This window comes from Ramlibacter sp. P4_H7, assembly GCF_056400765.1.
Window position 1 is genome coordinate 56,755 of record NZ_JBFUKP010000003.1, and the last position, 15,676, is coordinate 72,430.

General features: G+C 67.9%; 13 protein-coding genes. 6 read left to right on the top strand and 7 right to left on the bottom strand.

Translation table 11 applies throughout. The features are described 5' to 3' along the window. The first annotated feature begins 120 nt into the window (after positions 1–120). Positions 121–1,017, top strand: coding sequence for a formate/nitrite transporter family protein (locus tag AC1DSA_RS05480; protein ID WP_477886870.1), 897 nt, complete (start codon positions 121–123; stop codon positions 1,015–1,017). On the opposite strand, the gene AC1DSA_RS05485 is transcribed toward AC1DSA_RS05480, so the two are convergent. The 7 genes from AC1DSA_RS05485 to AC1DSA_RS05515 all read right to left on the bottom strand — a co-directional run bounded on the left by AC1DSA_RS05485 (position 1,014) and on the right by AC1DSA_RS05515 (position 9,771). Further along, entirely contained in the window at positions 1,014–1,316 is a 303-nt protein-coding gene (locus AC1DSA_RS05485; RefSeq protein WP_477886872.1) for a hypothetical protein, read from the bottom strand. The two genes, AC1DSA_RS05480 and AC1DSA_RS05485, sit on opposite strands and share 4 nt — an antisense overlap. Before the next feature lie 205 nt (positions 1,317–1,521). Continuing rightward, a complete protein-coding gene (locus AC1DSA_RS05490; RefSeq protein WP_477886874.1) occupies positions 1,522–2,598 on the bottom strand; it encodes an FUSC family protein in 1,077 nt (358 codons plus the stop codon). A gap of 142 nt (positions 2,599–2,740) precedes the next feature. After that, positions 2,741–4,225 carry a 3-hydroxyacyl-CoA dehydrogenase gene (locus tag AC1DSA_RS05495; protein ID WP_477886876.1) on the bottom strand — a complete coding sequence of 495 codons (1,485 nt, stop codon included), beginning with the start codon at positions 4,223–4,225 and terminating at the stop codon, positions 2,741–2,743. Between the two features lie 19 nt (positions 4,226–4,244). Then, the gene (gene boxA / locus AC1DSA_RS05500; RefSeq protein ID WP_477886878.1) at positions 4,245–5,537 is read right to left on the bottom strand and encodes a benzoyl-CoA 2,3-epoxidase subunit BoxA; all 1,293 of its coding nucleotides are present in this window, start codon (positions 5,535–5,537) and stop codon (positions 4,245–4,247) included. Positions 5,538–5,586: 49 nt separating this feature from the next. Further along, positions 5,587–7,014 (bottom strand): benzoyl-CoA 2,3-epoxidase subunit BoxB, encoded by a 1,428-nt coding sequence (boxB, locus tag AC1DSA_RS05505; protein ID WP_477886880.1) that lies wholly within the window; start codon positions 7,012–7,014, stop codon positions 5,587–5,589. Between the two features lie 14 nt (positions 7,015–7,028). Next, positions 7,029–8,702 carry a 2,3-epoxybenzoyl-CoA dihydrolase gene (gene boxC / locus AC1DSA_RS05510; RefSeq protein ID WP_477886882.1) on the bottom strand — a complete coding sequence of 558 codons (1,674 nt, stop codon included), beginning with the start codon at positions 8,700–8,702 and terminating at the stop codon, positions 7,029–7,031. A 97-nt stretch (positions 8,703–8,799) separates the two neighbouring features. Further along, the gene (locus tag AC1DSA_RS05515; RefSeq protein WP_477886884.1) at positions 8,800–9,771 is read right to left on the bottom strand and encodes a helix-turn-helix transcriptional regulator; all 972 of its coding nucleotides are present in this window, start codon (positions 9,769–9,771) and stop codon (positions 8,800–8,802) included. A gap of 97 nt (positions 9,772–9,868) precedes the next feature. On the opposite strand from AC1DSA_RS05515, the gene AC1DSA_RS05520 reads away from it, so the two are divergent. From AC1DSA_RS05520 to AC1DSA_RS05540, 5 genes are read left to right on the top strand one after another with little or no spacing between them, the layout of a single operon-like run. After that, positions 9,869–10,363, top strand: coding sequence for a 4-hydroxylaminobenzoate lyase (locus AC1DSA_RS05520; RefSeq protein WP_477886886.1), 495 nt, complete (start codon positions 9,869–9,871; stop codon positions 10,361–10,363). A gap of 13 nt (positions 10,364–10,376) precedes the next feature. Then, positions 10,377–11,924 carry a 3,4-dehydroadipyl-CoA semialdehyde dehydrogenase gene (locus tag AC1DSA_RS05525; RefSeq protein ID WP_477886888.1) on the top strand — a complete coding sequence of 516 codons (1,548 nt, stop codon included), beginning with the start codon at positions 10,377–10,379 and terminating at the stop codon, positions 11,922–11,924. Positions 11,925–11,932: 8 nt separating this feature from the next. Continuing rightward, a complete protein-coding gene (locus AC1DSA_RS05530; protein WP_477886890.1) occupies positions 11,933–13,528 on the top strand; it encodes a benzoate-CoA ligase family protein in 1,596 nt (531 codons plus the stop codon). Positions 13,529–13,573: 45 nt separating this feature from the next. After that, positions 13,574–14,737 carry an ABC transporter substrate-binding protein gene (locus tag AC1DSA_RS05535; protein ID WP_477886892.1) on the top strand — a complete coding sequence of 388 codons (1,164 nt, stop codon included), beginning with the start codon at positions 13,574–13,576 and terminating at the stop codon, positions 14,735–14,737. A 51-nt stretch (positions 14,738–14,788) separates the two neighbouring features. After that, entirely contained in the window at positions 14,789–15,670 is an 882-nt protein-coding gene (locus AC1DSA_RS05540) for a branched-chain amino acid ABC transporter permease (RefSeq protein WP_477886894.1), read from the top strand. Positions 15,671–15,676 lie beyond the last annotated feature (6 nt).

Genomic DNA, 15,676 nt, shown 5'->3' on the forward strand with positions numbered 1-15,676 from the left:
GCAAGGGCCGCCGCCGCCCCGTACCTACAGTGAAACGATGCCCAGGGAAACAGCGATCCGCATCGGCATGGCCGCAGCCAGGGAAGGGGCACCGCGCACGCGCGGCGCCCGGCCTCCCGCGTGAGCGCCAACCTGTATGGATTCGATGCCTACACGCCGAGCGAGGTGGCCCGGCGGGTGGACTCCGTCGGCGTGGCCAAGGCGCGGCTCGCGCTGCTGCCGCTGGTGATGCTGGGAGTGCTCGCGGGCGCCTTCATCGGACTGGGGACGATGCTGTCGGTCATCGTCAAGTCCGACCCCACCCTCGGTTTCGCCGCATCGCAGTTCGCGGCCGGCGGCGTGTTCTCGCTGGGCCTGCTGCTCGTGGTGGTCGCCGGCGCCGAGCTCTTCACCGGCAACAACCTCCTCGCCATGGCCTGGGCGGACGGCAGGATCGGCTCGCTGGACGTCCTGCGCAACTGGGTCGTGGTCTGTGCCGGCAACTTCGTCGGCGCCGCGGGACTGGCCGTGCTCGTGTACCTGAGCGGGCACACCGGCCTATCGTCCGGTGCCGTCGGCCGCGCCGTGGTCAGGATCGCGCTGGCGAAGCAGGAACTCTCCTGGCAGGAGGCGTTCTTCCGCGGCGTCCTGTGCAACGTGCTCGTGTGCATGGCCGTGTGGATGGCGATGGCCGGCCGCAGCGTCGTCGACAAGGCGGTGGCGGTGGTCTTTCCCGTGACCGCTTTCGTCGCCGCGGGCTTCGAGCACAGCATCGCCAACATGTACCTGATGCCGCTGGCCATGCTGGTCCAGGCCGGTGGCTCGCCCGAAGGGCAGGCCCTGGTGACGCTGGGCGGGATGGCAAGGAACCTCGCCGTGGTGATCGCAGGCAATCTGGTGGGCGGCAGCGTCCTCGTGGCCCTCGCGTACCACGTGATCTACCGGGAGCCGCTGGCGGGCCGCAAGCAGGCTGCGCCGGTGACTCCTTCGGCGGGCGGAAGCGAAGAGGTGTCAGCGGGCGCCTCGCGCACGGACTAGAACCATTCGCAAGACCGAATGGCCGCGCGGCGGCGGTGCGGTTGCCACCAGCTGCCCGAAGGACCGTCGTCCTCCGGCTGGCCGTGCAAGGGGGGTTCCTTCAAGGATTGCATCGCCACGTGGAACAGGCCGTTGGCGAGTTCACGCAGGTTCCGGACGCCTTGCCATTCCGGCTCCGTGGGAGCAGGAGTCCTGCCGTCCACCGAGGCCATGGCGGCATCGAAGATCGCGCGTTCGGCGTGGCTAGCGATCCGGTCGGCGAGGCGCCAGGCCTCGATCTGGGTACTGGGATTCTTCACGCAACGGCCCTCGGCGGTGCGGAAGCAAAACCCAGCGACGACAAGCGGCGATCGGAGGCACGAAAGGGATCACCCTGGGGGACCCGATCACTCTACTCCCATGGAGGCGGAGGGGGCATCGTCTGGCGTGATCGGCCTACGTCGGCCGGCGCTGGCGGCACTCTTTCCAGCGATCACGGACACGCGTTGCCGGCCGTGAGGGGCACTACGAGCGCGGCGAACCGCCGGGCAACAGCTTGCGCAAGCCGGCGCCGACGACTGCGCGAAAGCGTGGGCTGTGCAGGCAGGCCGCGCCGGCCACGCCGAGCACCGCCCCGACCACGGTGTCCACCAGGCGCGCCGTCATGAGGGCCTGCGGCGCCATCGCGGTCGCCTGCCCGGCCTCGGCCAGCAGGATCGTCAGCGGCGTGATGAAGACGGCGGCCAGCGCGTAGTGGCGCACGACCAGCGTCTCGATGATGAAGGTCATCGCCGTCAGCGCGGCGGCCACGCCCCACGCATCCAGCTGCAGTTTGGCAATCCCGAGGAACGCCAGCAGGCCCACGGCGGTGCCGACGATACGCTGCAGCTGCCGCGACCACGCAGCCCGCAAGGACGCGCCCTGGATGATGGCCAGGCAGCTGACCGGCACCCAGTAAGGTCGATCCAGCTGCAGTGCATGCGCCGCCAGCAGCGACAGGCCCACGAAGCCGCCGATCACCACCGAGTCCACCACCACGAAGTCGAAGTCCAGCCGCGGCAGCGGGCTGGGCGCGGGTACGCCGCGGCGGGAGACGATGTGCAGGCTGTAGAGGAAGCCGATGGCCACGGCCAGCACCGTGCCGAGCGCGAGCGCCCCCGCCTGCACCAGCGCCGCGCGGCCGTGGATCGGGCTGTACGCGGCGATGGCGGCGGTCATCACGAAGAACAGGCTCCCCGGCGGCGGCACGGCATAGAAGCGGCAGACCACGGAGACCAGGATGGTGATGACCACGAGCAGGGGCACCACCAGCGGCGGAACCAGGTGCCCCAGCATGCCCAGGGCATGGCTGCAGCTCATGCCGAACGCACACGCCATCAGCCAGGCCATGCGGTGCGCCAGCCCCGTCGCGGGCAGGTAGAGGAACACCAGCCCGCCCAGCGAACCGATCAGCCCGAGCCCCATCTCGCCGTAGGCCACGCCGATGAAGATCGGCAGCCCGCTGGCAAGCGCGGCCGCCACCGGCATTTCCCAGGGACGATCGCTCCGGTTCAGGGTCGCGAGCTGGCGCAATTCACCTGCGAGGAACTGCTTGACTGGCATGGGTTGAAGTATCGCAGCCGGTGCCTGCCGCCCCGCCACACGGCTTGCCCGGTTGCCATCTCCGGTCGGCATGCGCCTGTTGCGCTTGCACAATGGTCAGACAGCTCCGCCGGCGCGGGGGGCGTCCGCCCGCCGCGGTCGCTCAGGCGAGCTGCTGCCCCTGGAGCCACGGACTGAGCCGGTAGCGCTCCCCGCGGTAGCAGCGATCGAGCTCGCCCATCAGGCTCGTCACCCGTTCCGCGCCGAGAATCGCCAGCCATTCGAAAGGACCGTACGGATAGTTGACGCCCAGCTTCATGGCCGCGTCCGCGCCCTCTTCGGTACACACGCCCTGCTGCACGGCGTCCGCTGCTTCGTTCACGAGCATTGCGAGTGTGCGCGCCACCACCAGCCCCGGCGTGTCCTGCACCGCGTGCGGCTGGAAGCCCAATTGCTGGAGCCATGCGGGTGCGGCGCGCTGCCAGTCCGGGGAGCCGACGACGGAGTAGGCGATGGCGCCGCCTTGCTGCACCGGCAACTCGTCGAAGACGGCGACGTCCGGGCAGCCGCTCTCGCGGGCCACCCGCGCGGCGGGTCGGCCATCGGTCAGCCGCAATTCACCCGAACCAATGCGCAGGCCCGTCCACCCGGACTCCGCGTTCCTCGCCGCTCGCACTCCTGGCACGGCGCTCACCGCCGCGTGCAGGCGTTCGGCGACGGTGCCTTTCCCGTTCACCGTCACCCCTGCTGCGATGTCCGGCACAGCGTAAGAAGCAGGTGGGATGGCCGGTGCTCCAGACGGGTAGGGGTAGAAGCCCTGCCCCGACTTTCGTCCCAGCAACCCGCCTTCCACCAGCTCTCGCTGCACGAGGCTGGGCGTAAAGCGCCGGTCGAAGAAGTTGGCCTCGAACACCGACTGCGTCACCGCGAAATTCGTGTCGTGGCCGATCAGGTCCATCAGCTCGCAGGGCCCCATGCGGAATCCCGCAGACCGCAGCAGCGCATCGAGCACTTCCGGTCTCGCCGCACGCTCCTGCAGCAGCATCAGCGCTTCCGCGTAATAGGGACGCGCGATGCGATTGACGATGAAGCCCGGCGTGCTGCGCGCCTGCACCGGCACCTTGCCCCAGGCGCGAGCCAGCTCGGCCACCTGCGTGGCGATTGCGGGATCCGTTCGCAGCCCGCTCACCACCTCCACGAGGGCCATCAAGGGCACCGGATTGAAGAAATGCATACCGACCACCCGCCCGGGTCTCTTCGCACCGGCGGCAATGGCGGTCACGCTGATCGAGGACGTGTTCGTTGCCAGAATGGCCTCGTCGGGGAGCAGCTCCTCCAGCTGCCGCAGCAATGCCTGCTTCGCCTCCAGCCTCTCGACAATCGCCTCGATGGCGAGCCGCGCGGACGCCGCGTCCTGGAACGCGGCAGCCGGGATCACCCGGCCGACCGCGGCGTCCGCATCGGCGCCGGAAAGCTTTCCCTTCATTGCCAGCTTCCCCAGCACCTCCGCGATGCGGTCACGGGCCAGTTGCGCGGCGCCTTCGCGCTGGTCGAACAGGTAGACGCGGTGTCCCGCCTGTGCGGCGACCTGGGCAATGCCGACGCCCATGATGCCGGCCCCGATCACGAGAACGTCGACTTGCTTCATTGCGGAACCCGGGTGGCCATCAGTACGTCTCGAGGTGCAGTCGGCCGTCGCGCTTGAGGGCAGCACCGATCGTTTCCCAGTCCAGGCCCGCGGCGGTGGCCACCTCTCGCAAGGTCATCACGACACCCTGTTCCATCGCCTTCAGGCCGCACACGAAGAAGTAGGCATTCGGGTCGGCCAGCAGGGGGATCAGGTCGGCCGCGCGCTCGCGCATCAGGTCCTGGACATAGCGCTTGGGCTGGTCGGCCACACGACTGAAAGCCAGGTTCAGGTCGATGAAGTCCTTGGGCAGCTTCTGCAGGGGGCCGAAGTACGGCAGTTCCTCCGGCGTGCGCGCGCCGAAGAACAGCATCAGCTTGCCGCCCTCGAACTTGCCCGAGTTGCGCAGGCGCCGCCGCCACTCGGTCATCGCCCGCATGGGCGCGCTGCCGGTGCCGGTGCAGATCATCACGATGTGGCTCTTCGGATGGTTGGGCATCAGGAAGCTCGCACCGAAGGGTCCGATCACCTCCACCTTGTCGCCCACCTTCAGGTCGCACATGTAGTTGCTGGCGACGCCGCGCACCGGCCGGCCGTCGTGGTCTTCCAGCACGCGCTTGATCGTGAGCGAGACGTTGTTGTAGCCCGGGCGCTCGCCGTTGCGGGCGCTCGCGATGCTGTACTGCCGCGGGTGGTGCGGCCGTCCCTTCTCGTTCAGTCCGGGCGGGACGACCGCGATGCTCTGGCCTTCCAGCACGGGAAAGGGGGTGCTGCCGAAGTCCAGCACGATGTGGTGGGTGTCGTACTCCTTGCCGACTTCGGTGACGCGGACATTGCCGGTGACCGTTGCCGTCAGGGACTTGACCGGCGCCTTGGGCCCGTACAGGTTGGTGAAGGCATGGGCTGCGGACCAGGGCGGCACCGTGGTGCCGTAGTCCGCGCTGCGGAAAGTGGTCTCGCCGGGTTCGATGCCGGCGGAAGCTGCCGGCTCCGGCGCCAGTTGCGGTTGCGGTGCGAGCACGACTTCGGCGCCGCCGGCAGCTTCGGCCAGTTCCGCGTCGGACAGGGCTTCGGGCAGCGACTCCCAGCCGAATTGCTCTTCGAGGGAATAGGCCTTCGCACGGGGCACCGTTCTCCAGTTGTCGATGCTGCCCGTCGGGCACGGCGGCACGCAGGCCATGCACAGGTTGCACTTGCTCGCGTCCACGACGTAGTTGTTGCTGTCGTGGGTGATGGCGCTGACGGGGCAGGTCGCCTCGCAGGTGTTGCAGCGGATGCAGATCTCGGGATCGATCAGGTGCTGCTTGATGAAGATGACGTCGGATGCGTCCATGATCGCTCCTCGCGCGGCGGCGCCGCCGCCGCGCTGTTCATTGCCGCTGTCAGGCGAAGCGCACGTACTCGAAGTTCACCGGCTGGCGGTTGATGCCCATCACCGGCGGCGCAATCCAGTTGGCGAACTTGCCCGGTTCCACCACGCGCCCCATGAGGCTCGCGACGAACGCACGGTCTTCCGCCGTCGGCAACCATTCACCGACCTTCGCCTTCCACTCCGCTTCGCTGATCACGCGTCCGTCGGGGGCGACCTTCACGCCGGCCAATGCGCCGATGTTGCGGTGGAAGGCCTTGTGCGGCACCGTCAGCTTGAACGGGATGCCGGCCTTCTCGATCACCTTGTTCCAGCGGCCGACGCCCGACATGCTGTCCTTGATGTAGTCGTCGCGCAGCACTTCGTTGAGCGCGTTGAGCATCGGCACTTCCCGTTCGGTCAGCTGGCCATTGGCGGCCTGCAGCACCTTGTAGCTCTGGCCGCGCAGCTGGTGGTCGTCGGTGCGCTTGCCTTCCTCGAACCGGCCCTTGAGGCCCGTGCTGTAGAAGGTGGCGGCATTGCTCGACTCGTCGGCTCCGAACAGGTCGATCGTGACGCTGAAATGGAAGTTGAGGTAGCGCTGGATCGTGGGCAGGTCGATGACGCCGGCCTCCCGCAGCTTCTTCGGGTCGTCGGTCTTGAGCTCGTTCATCGCCTGGCAGGTGCGCTGGATGACGCGGCTGATGCCGGACTCGCCCACGAACATGTGGTGCGCTTCTTCGGTCAGCATGAACTTGGTGGTGCGCGCCAGCGGGTCGAAGGCCGACTCCGCCAGGGCGCACAGCTGGAACTTGCCGTCGCGGTCGGTGAAGTAGGTGAACATGAAGAAGGACAGCCAGTCCGGCGTCTTCTCGTTGAAGGCCTGCAGGATGCGGGGGTTGTCCTGGTTGCCGCTGCGGCGCTCCAGCAGGGCCTCGCCCTCTTCGCGTCCGTCCTTGCCGAAGTACTTGTGCAGCAGGTAGACCATGGCCCAGAGGTGGCGGCCTTCCTCCACGTTCACCTGGAACAGGTTGCGCAGGTCGTACTGGCTGGGACAGGTCAGCCCCAGGTGCCGCTGCTGCTCCACCGAGGCGGGCTCGGTGTCGCCCTGCGTGACGATGATGCGGCGCAGGTTGGCGCGGTATTCGCCGGGCACGTCCTGCCAGGCGGCCTCGCCCATGTGGTCGCCGAAGTGGACCTTGCGGTCCTTCTCGGCCGGGTTCAGGAAGATGCCCCAGCGGTAGTCGGGCATCTTCACGTGGGCGAACTGCGCCCAGCCTTCGGGGTCCACGCTCACGGCGGTGCGCAGGTAGACGTCGAAGTTCTGGCTGCCCTCGGGCCCCATGTCCTGCCACCAGCTCAGGTAGTTGGGCTGCCAGCCCTCCAGCGCGCGCTGCAGGGTGCGGTCCTCGCTCAGGTTGACGTTGTTGGGGATCTTGTCGCTGTAGTCGATCGTGCTCATGTCGTTTCCTCGGGTCAGACGCGGTTGAAGTCGAATTGGGCACGCTCGCCCTTGCCGTACACCTTGAGCGCACCCTTGTCGCCCACGGCGTTGGGGCGCTGGAAGATCCAGTTCTGCCAGGCCGTCAGGCGGCCGAAGATGCGGGTGAACATGGTCTCGGGGCCGTTGAAGCGCAGGTTGGCTTCCATGCCGGTCAGCGCATCGGGGTTCATGGAGACACGCTCCTCGATGGCCAGCCGGGTCTCGTCGGGCCAGTCGATGTCATCGGGATTGCTCGTGATCAGCCCCAGCGCGAAGGCCGCGTCGGCATCGAGCGGCTGGCCCGCCCTGGCACGCACGGCTTCCAGCGCCGGCGTCTCCTCGTAGAAGCGACGCTGCAGCCGGCTCTGGCCGGTGGCCATCGGGTACAGGCCGAAGTTGGTCTCGCCCACTTCGATGCTCGGCGCGGCGCTCGGGTCGGACGGGATCGCCAGCTGGTAGCTGCGGTCGCAGGCGAGCGCCAGTTCGAGCAGGCTGCCCACGAAGCAGGAGCCGGGTTCGATCAGCGCGAACAGGCTGCGGCTGGAAACGTCGAGCCGGCTGAAGGTCCGGCGCAGCAGGCCGATGGTCTCCCGCACGAACCAGTGGTGCTGGTTCGCGAGCAGCGCGGCATCCATGGAGCGCACGTTCGCGGCGCTGCCTGCCGTCTTCAGCAGCCAGGTGCCGATGTCCAGTTCGTTCGTGCGCATGGACAGGATCGCGTCCTCCAGTTCGCGCGCCACCAGCAGCGGGTACCAGGCGGCGCCCTTCGCTTCGATGGCGGCGATGTCGCTTTCCACCGCGGCCGCAGGCGCCTTGACCGTGAAGGTGGCGACCCGGCGTGCGCGGTCGATCTCCACGGTCACGTGCGAGTAGCGCAGCGCGTCGGCCTCGATCGTGCGCTGCAAAGGAATCAAAGTCACGCCCTTGGCGCCGGCAGGGCGATCGCTGGCGGCGGCAAGTTCCAGGGCACGCTCCTGCACCCGGGCGGCGAACTGGTTGGGCTTCACGGCCTCGTCGACGAGGCGCCAGTCCACGGCCTTCTGGCCGCGCACGCCTTCGGCGGTCGTGCAGAAGATGTCGGCCAGGTCATGGCGCACGTGGCGCTTGTCCGTCACGCGCGTCAGGCCGCCGGTGCCGGGCAGCACGCCCAGCAGCGGCACCTCCGGCAGGCTGACCGCGCTGTTGCGATCGTCCACGAGCAGGATCTCGTCGCATGCGAGGGCCAGTTCGTAGCCGCCGCCGGCGCAGGCACCGTTCACGGCAGCGAGGAACTTCAGGCCGCTGTACTTCGAGGAGTCTTCCAGTCCGTTGCGCGTCTCGTTGGTGAACTTGCAGAAGTTGACCTTCCAGGCGTGGCTGGAGACGCCCAGCATGAAGATGTTGGCGCCGGAGCAGAACACCTTGTCCTTGGCGCTGGTGACGATGACCGTGCGCACCTCCGGATGCTCGAAGCGGATGCGGTTGACCGCATCGTTCAGTTCGACGTCGACGCCCAGGTCATAGCTGTTGAGCTTGAGCTTGTAGCCGGGACGCAGCCCGCCGTTCTCATCGAAGTCGGCCGACAGCTTGGCGAGCGGGCCTTCGAAACTCAGCTTCCAGTGCCGGTACTGGCTGGGATGGGTCTGGTAGTCGACCGGGGCGGACGTGGAGTGGACAGTGGCGGTCAAGAAAGTCTCCAGGGGGCTGATGCACTAAACTGCGCTTCATCGCAGGCTTGAACGCATCATAATGCATGTCACCCAGAAACTTCAAGCACTTTGATGCCTAGTGTTTACCCTCGATCTGGAGTGCTTTCGTCACCATCCTGCGCAAGGACAGGAAGGATTCGTCCAGTGGCCGGGCACTGGTGTCCAGGTGCATCTCCGCCTTGGCATAGAAGGGCGTGCGATTCGCCAGGATGCCTTTCAGGTCGTCCATGGCCTCCTTGTTGCCCGCCATCGGCCGCAGGTCGCCCTGGGCCGCCACCCGGCGCATGTGGTCCTCCGGGTGCGCCATGAGCCAGACCGTCGTGCAATGCGACAGCACCAGGTTGTAGGTCGCGGGTTCCGCGACCAATCCCCCGGGGACCGCGATGACCGCCTCGGGATAGATCTGGATCGTCTCTTCGACCGCGCGCCTTTCATAGCGGCGGTAGGCGTTCTGGCCGTACAGCGACTGGATCTCGGTGATGGTGCAACCGGCGAACTTCTCGATTTCGCGGCTGAGTTCCAGGAAGGGATAGCCCAGGTCCTCCGCCAGCATCTGCCCCAGGGTGGACTTGCCGGCTCCGCGCAGACCGATGAGGGCGATCCGATGGGGACGCGGCCCCGTGTTCGCGCCGGAGGCATCGACGATGGGCAGGATGGCTTCGCGCACCCGGCGCAGCGTCGACTCGTCCTGGTACTCGAGCAGCTCGCGGATCAGCGATCCCTCGACGGACCGATCGTCATCCCGCAGCAGATCGGCGGGACTGCACTGCAGCGCCGAAGCCACCTGCAGCAGGATCAGGACGGAGGCGTTTCCGACCCCGAGCTCCAGGTTTCCCAGATGCCGTTCGGACACGCCGGCAGCCGCCGCGAGCTCCTTGCGCGTCATGCCACGGCCGTTGCGCCGGCTCCGGACGCGCTGGCCCAGCCGCACCAGGAAGGGGTGCTTTTCGGAAACCGCTCCGCGATCCTCGACGGGCGGCGCTCCGGAATCATCCTGCACTTCGGCACCCGGGGTTAACCCGGCAACATGCATTATTGTGCTTGACATGAAATGGGACCTGCTCCTAAAGTGCACAGGCACGATATTGCATCCAAGTCCCAAACGCAAGCTTGATTCGCGTCAACACCGCAACGACCCCTGCCCCATGCCCGCCAATGCCAGTTCCTCTCCTGCGGTGACGCCGGAAACCCTTCGCACCCAGCTGGGCGAGGTCACCAGCCAGATCGCCGGCCGCCGCCTCGACGCCGAGCTGCAGGATTGGCTCAACGCCAATGTCGGCTCCGGCAGTCCGCTGTACCAGCGCCTGAAGGACAGTTGCCAGGCCGGAGTCGCCGCCGGCTGGCTTTGCAACCGGGAGGCCGGCGGCATCCGCTACGGCCGCATCTTCAAGCCCGAGGCGGACCTGCACGGCTTCTCCGTCGACGTCGTCGACATGAAGGACATCGCGGGACCGCACCACGTGCATCCCGAGGGCGAGGTCGACCTGGTCATGCCGATCGAGGGCGATGCCCGCTTCGACGGCCAACCCGCGGGCTGGGTGGTCTGCCCGCCGGGCAGCGGCCACCGCCCCACGGTCACGCACGGCCGCGCCCTGGTGCTCTACCTGCTGCCGCAGGGCGCCATCCAGTTCACCCGCTGACGCGGGGCAAGCCATGAGCGAACTCCTCCTGAACCATCTGGCCGGTCGTGCCCAGGCCGGCAGCGGCCACGGCACGGCCCTGATCGACCCCGTGCTCGGCAACGAAATCGCCCGCGTGGATGCCAGCGGGCTCGACCTGGCCGCCGGCTTCGCCTACGCGCGCAACGAGGGAGGCGCCGCCCTGCGGGCCCTGCCCTACGCACAACGCGCCAGGCTGCTGGATGCCATCGTCAAGGTGCTGCAGGCCAACCGCGATCGCTACTACGAAATTTCGACGGCCAACAGCGGCACCGTGAAGAACGACACCGCGGTGGACGTCGACGGCGGCATCTACACGCTGGGCACCTACGCAAAGCTTGGCGAGAGCCTTGGAGATCGTCGTCACCTGCTGGATGGCGAATCGGCCGGCCTCGCCAAGGGCGGCGCCTTCCGGTCGCAGCACGTGCAGGTGCCCACGCGCGGCGTGGCGCTGTTCATCAACGCCTTCAACTTCCCCAGCTGGGGCTTGTGGGAAAAGGCCGGTCCGGCCTTGTTGTCCGGTGTCCCGGTGATCGTGAAGCCCGCCACCGCGACGGCCTGGCTCACCCAGCGCATGGTGCACGACGTGAACGAAGCCGGCATCCTGCCGCCCGGCGCACTGTCCGTGGTGTGCGGCTCTTCCGCCGGCCTGCTGGACCAGCTCGCGCCCTTCGACGTCGTCTCCTTCACGGGTTCCGCGGATACGGCGGCCATCATCCGGTCCCACCCGGCGATCGCCCGTGGCTCGGTACGCGTGAACATCGAGGCGGACAGCATCAACAGTGCCTTGCTGCTGCCCGGCGAGTCCGCGGGAAGCGAGGCCTTCGAGCTGCTTGCGAAGGAAGTGGCGCGCGAGATGACGCAGAAGTCGGGCCAGAAGTGCACGGCGATCCGGCGCATCTTCGTGCCGGAGGCGCTGTACGCGCAGGCGGCCCAATCGATCGCTGCTCGCCTGGCGAAGACCACCGTGGGCAATCCGCGCAACGACACCGTGCGCATGGGCGCCCTCGTGAGCCGAGCGCAGCTGTCCGCCGTGCAAGCCGGTCTCGCGGAGCTGAAGCAGCACACCGAGGTCCTGCACGACGGAGCGACCCACGCGCTGGTCGATGCGGATCCTGCGATCGCGTGCTGTGTCGGCCCGACGCTGCTCGGCGCACGGGACCCCGAGGCGAGCGCACAGGTGCACGACCTGGAGGTGTTCGGCCCGGTCGCCACCTTGATGCCCTACCGGGACACGGCGCAGGGCCTCGCGCTCGTGCGCCGCGGGCAGGGTTCGCTCGTCGCTTCGCTGTACGGCAGCGACGCGACCGCACTGGGCGCCGCCGCCCTCGAACTGGCCGACAGCCATGGCCGCGTCCACGTCATCTCGCCCGAGGTGGCGGCACTCCACACGGGCCACGGCAACGTGATGCCGCAGTCGCTGCACGGCGGACCCGGCCGTGCCGGCGGCGGCGAGGAACTGGGCGGACTGCGCGCCCTGAACTTCTACCACCGGCGCGCGGCCGTGCAGGCCGCCACTGCCGTCCTGTCCCACCTGAACTGAGAACCGAGATGCTGCCCACCACCGTCCCGCCGCCGCCCGAAGTCTTCAACTTCGCCCAGCACCTGCTCGCCGCCAATGCCGCACGGCATGACAAGGCCGCCTTCATCGACGATCTGGGCACCCTCTCCTATGGCGGACTGGACGAGCGCGTGCGCCGGTTCGCCGCCGGCGTGCGCGGGCTGGGACTGCGACGCGAGGAGCGCGTGCTGCTGGTCATGCACGACTGCAACGACTGGCCGGTCGCCTTCCTCGGCGCCATCTATGCCGGCGTCGTCCCGGTGGCCGTCAACACGCTGCTCACCGCCGACGACTACGCCTACATGCTGGAGCACTCGCGCGCGCAGGCCGTGCTGGTGTCGGGCGCGCTGTTGCCGGCCATCACGGCGGCCATGACCCGCAGCGACCACGAGGTGGCGAAAGTGATCGTCTCCAGGCCGGTGGCACCGCTGCACCCGGCCGAGGTGGAGTTCGAGGCCTTCCTGAACGCCGCCACCCCCCTGGCGCGGTGCGCACGCACGGGCGCCGACGATCCGGCTTTCTGGCTGTACTCCTCGGGCTCCACCGGCCGCCCCAAGGGAACGGTCCACTCGCATGCCAACCCGTACTGGACGTGCGAGCTGTACGGCAAAGCCATTCTCCAGCTGCGCAGCGACGACGTGTGCTTCTCCGCCGCCAAGCTGTTCTTCGCGTACGGACTGGGCAACGCCCTCACCTTCCCGCTGGCGGCGGGCGCCACCACCCTGCTGATGGCGGAACGTCCCACGCCGGAGGCAACGTTCCGCCGCCTGACCGGTGGCGTGGGCGGCGTGCGCCCCACGGTGTTCTATGGCGCTCCCACCGGCTTCGCCGGCATGCTGGCTTCGCCGCTGCTGCCGACGCACGCGCAAGTGTCGCTGCGGCTCGTTTCCTCCGCAGGCGAGGCGCTGCCGGCGGAGCTGGGAGAGCGCTTTCGATCCCACTTCGGCGTGGACATCGTGGACGGCATCGGTTCGACGGAAATGCTGCACATCTTCCTGTCCAACCGGCCGGGCCGGGTGCGTTACGGCACGACCGGCTGGCCGGTGCCGGGTTACGAGGTCGAACTGCGCGGCGAGGAGGGCCAGACCGTGCCCGACGGCGAGGCGGGCGACCTCTACATCCAGGGGCCGAGCGCGGCCATGCTCTATTGGGGCAACCGGCAGAAGACGCGCGACACCTTCCAGGGCGGCTGGACCAAGAGCGGCGACAAGTACGTGCGCAACAGCGACGGCACCTACACCTACGCCGGCCGCAGCGACGACATGCTGAAGGTCAGCGGCATCTACGTCAGCCCGTTCGAGGTCGAGGCGACCCTGGTGCAGCACCCGGCGGTGCTGGAAGCCGCGGTGATCGGCAAGGAAGACGCCGAAGGGCTCGTGAAGACCAAGGCGTTCGTCGTCCTGAAGAACGGCTGCAGCGCAACCGAAGACGAGCTGAAGGTCTTCGTGAAGGATCGCCTCGCACCCTACAAGTACCCACGCTTCATCGAGTTCCTGGGCGAACTGCCGAAGACCGCCACCGGAAAGATCCAGCGCTTCCGCCTGCGCGAGCGCGAGTCCGCCGTGCAGTCGACGCTGGCGGCGTGACGCCACCGACCCCTTGCTTTCGACCCGAACAAACTGGAGACAACGATGAAATTCACCCACCTCACCCTGGCCGGCGCTCTCGCATACGGCGCCGCGGCCGCCACCGCTCAGCCCGCCGGAAAGCTGAAGGTCGGCCTCATGCTGCCGGCCACCGGCACCTTCGCGTCGCTGGGCTCCGCCATCGAGAACGGCTTTCGCCTGTACGTGTCCGAACAGGGCGGCAAGCTCGCCGGCCGCGAGGTCGAGTTCTTCAAGGTCGACGACGAGAGCGATCCTTCCAAGGCCGTGGACAACGCCAGCAAGCTGGTCAAGCGCGACAACGTCGACGTGCTGGTGGGCACCGTGCACAGCGGCGTCGCGATGGCGATGGCCAAGGTGGCCAGGGACAACAAGACCCTGCTGATCGTGCCCAATGCGGGCGCGGACGCGGTCACGGGTCCCATGTGCGGACCGACCATCTTCCGCTCCAGCTTCAGCAACTGGCAACCCGGGTATGCGATGGGCGAGGTGATGGCCAGGCGCGGCCTCAAGAAGGTCGTGACGATCACCTGGAAGTACGCCGCCGGCGACGAGAGCGTGGGCGGCTTCAAGGAAGCCTTCGAGAAGGGCGGCGGCAAGGTGGTCAAGGAACTGTCCCTGCCTTTCCCCAACGTGGAATTCCAGGCGCTGCTCACCGAGATCGCGGCAGCGAAGCCCGATGCGGTCTACACCTTCTTCGCGGGCGGCGGTGCCGTGAAGTTCGTGAAGGACTACGCTGCCGCCGGCCTGAAGGACAAGATCCCGCTGTACGGTGCGGGCTTCCTCACCGACGGCACCCTCGAAGCCCAGGGCGACGCGGCCACCGGCATGTTCACGACGCTGCACTACGCGGACAGCCTCAACACGCCGCGAGACAGCACCTTCCGCCTGGCCTATGCCAAGGCCTACAAGCTGCAGCCGGACGTGTACGCCGTGCAGGGCTACGACGCGGCACAGATGCTTGCGGTGGGCCTGAATGCCGTGAAGGGCGACGTGAGCAGGAAGGCGGAGTTCGCGGCGGCCGTGCGCAACGCCAGGATCGACAGCCCGCGCGGCCCCTTCACCATTTCCGCCAGCCACAACCCGGTGCAGGACATCTATCTGCGGCAGGTCGGTGGCAAGGAGAACAGGTACGTCAGCGTCGCCTCCAGGGCGCTCGCCGATCCGGGCCGCGGCTGCCGGATGCAGTAAGCGCCCGTCGCCGCCCCTCCCTGCACGCGTCGCCACGCAATCCGCCTCCCCATGGATCTCGCCACTTTCCTCGTCCAGTGCCTGAACTCGGTTCAGTACGGGCTGCTGCTGTTCCTGGTCGCCAGCGGACTGACCCTGATCTTCGGGATCATGGGCGTGATCAACCTGGCGCACGGCAGCTTCTACATGGTGGGTGCCTACATGGCATTCGCCCTCTCGCCCCTCGTGGCGTCGACCTTCGGCGGCGGCTTCTTTGCCACGCTGGCGGCAGGTACCGTGCTGGCGATCGTCCTGGGGTATGTGCTGGAGTGGGCGTTCTACAGCTACCTGTACGAGCGCGACCACCTGCAGCAGGTGCTGATGACGTACGGGCTGATCCTCGTGTTCGAGGAAGGCCGCAGCCTGCTGGTCGGCGATGAAGTGCATGGCGTTAAGCCGCCCGACGTCCTGTCCGGCCTGCTGCCGCTCGGCGACCTCATGTCCTACCCCGTGTACCGGCTGTTCATCTCGGGGGTCTGCATCGCGCTGGCTGCCGGCATGTATTTCGTGTTCACGCGCACGCGCCTGGGCATGATGATCCGCGCCGGCAGCACCAACCGCGAGATGGTGCAGAGCCTGGGCATCGACATCCAGTTCCTCTACCGCATCGTGTTCGCCGCCGGCGTCGCCATCGCGGCGCTCGCGGGCATGGTGGCCGCGCCGGTGAGCAGCGTGTATCCCGGCATGGGCGGCCAGGTCCTGATCATCTGCTTCGTGGTCGTGGTCATCGGCGGCATCGGTTCGATCCGCGGCGCCCTGTTCGCTGCGCTCCTCATCGGCTTCGTCGACACCTTCGGCAAGGTCGTCCTGCCTGCCGCCGCGGGCGTGCTGGTGTACGTCCTGATGGCGCTCATCCTGATCTGGAAGCCGCAGGGCCTCTTCAAGGCCGGCTAGGAAACA

Coding starts and splice junctions, on each gene's coding strand:
- AC1DSA_RS05530 (WP_477886890.1), top strand. CDS start 11,933: ATGCTGCCCACCACCGTCCCGCCGCCGCCCGAAGTCTTCAACTTCGCC.
- AC1DSA_RS05515 (WP_477886884.1), bottom strand. CDS start 9,771: ATGTCAAGCACAATAATGCATGTTGCCGGGTTAACCCCGGGTGCCGAA.
- AC1DSA_RS05535 (WP_477886892.1), top strand. CDS start 13,574: ATGAAATTCACCCACCTCACCCTGGCCGGCGCTCTCGCATACGGCGCC.
- boxA (WP_477886878.1), bottom strand. CDS start 5,537: ATGGACGCATCCGACGTCATCTTCATCAAGCAGCACCTGATCGATCCC.
- AC1DSA_RS05490 (WP_477886874.1), bottom strand. CDS start 2,598: ATGCCAGTCAAGCAGTTCCTCGCAGGTGAATTGCGCCAGCTCGCGACC.
- AC1DSA_RS05495 (WP_477886876.1), bottom strand. CDS start 4,225: ATGAAGCAAGTCGACGTTCTCGTGATCGGGGCCGGCATCATGGGCGTC.
- boxB (WP_477886880.1), bottom strand. CDS start 7,014: ATGAGCACGATCGACTACAGCGACAAGATCCCCAACAACGTCAACCTG.
- AC1DSA_RS05525 (WP_477886888.1), top strand. CDS start 10,377: ATGAGCGAACTCCTCCTGAACCATCTGGCCGGTCGTGCCCAGGCCGGC.
- AC1DSA_RS05520 (WP_477886886.1), top strand. CDS start 9,869: ATGCCCGCCAATGCCAGTTCCTCTCCTGCGGTGACGCCGGAAACCCTT.
- AC1DSA_RS05540 (WP_477886894.1), top strand. CDS start 14,789: ATGGATCTCGCCACTTTCCTCGTCCAGTGCCTGAACTCGGTTCAGTAC.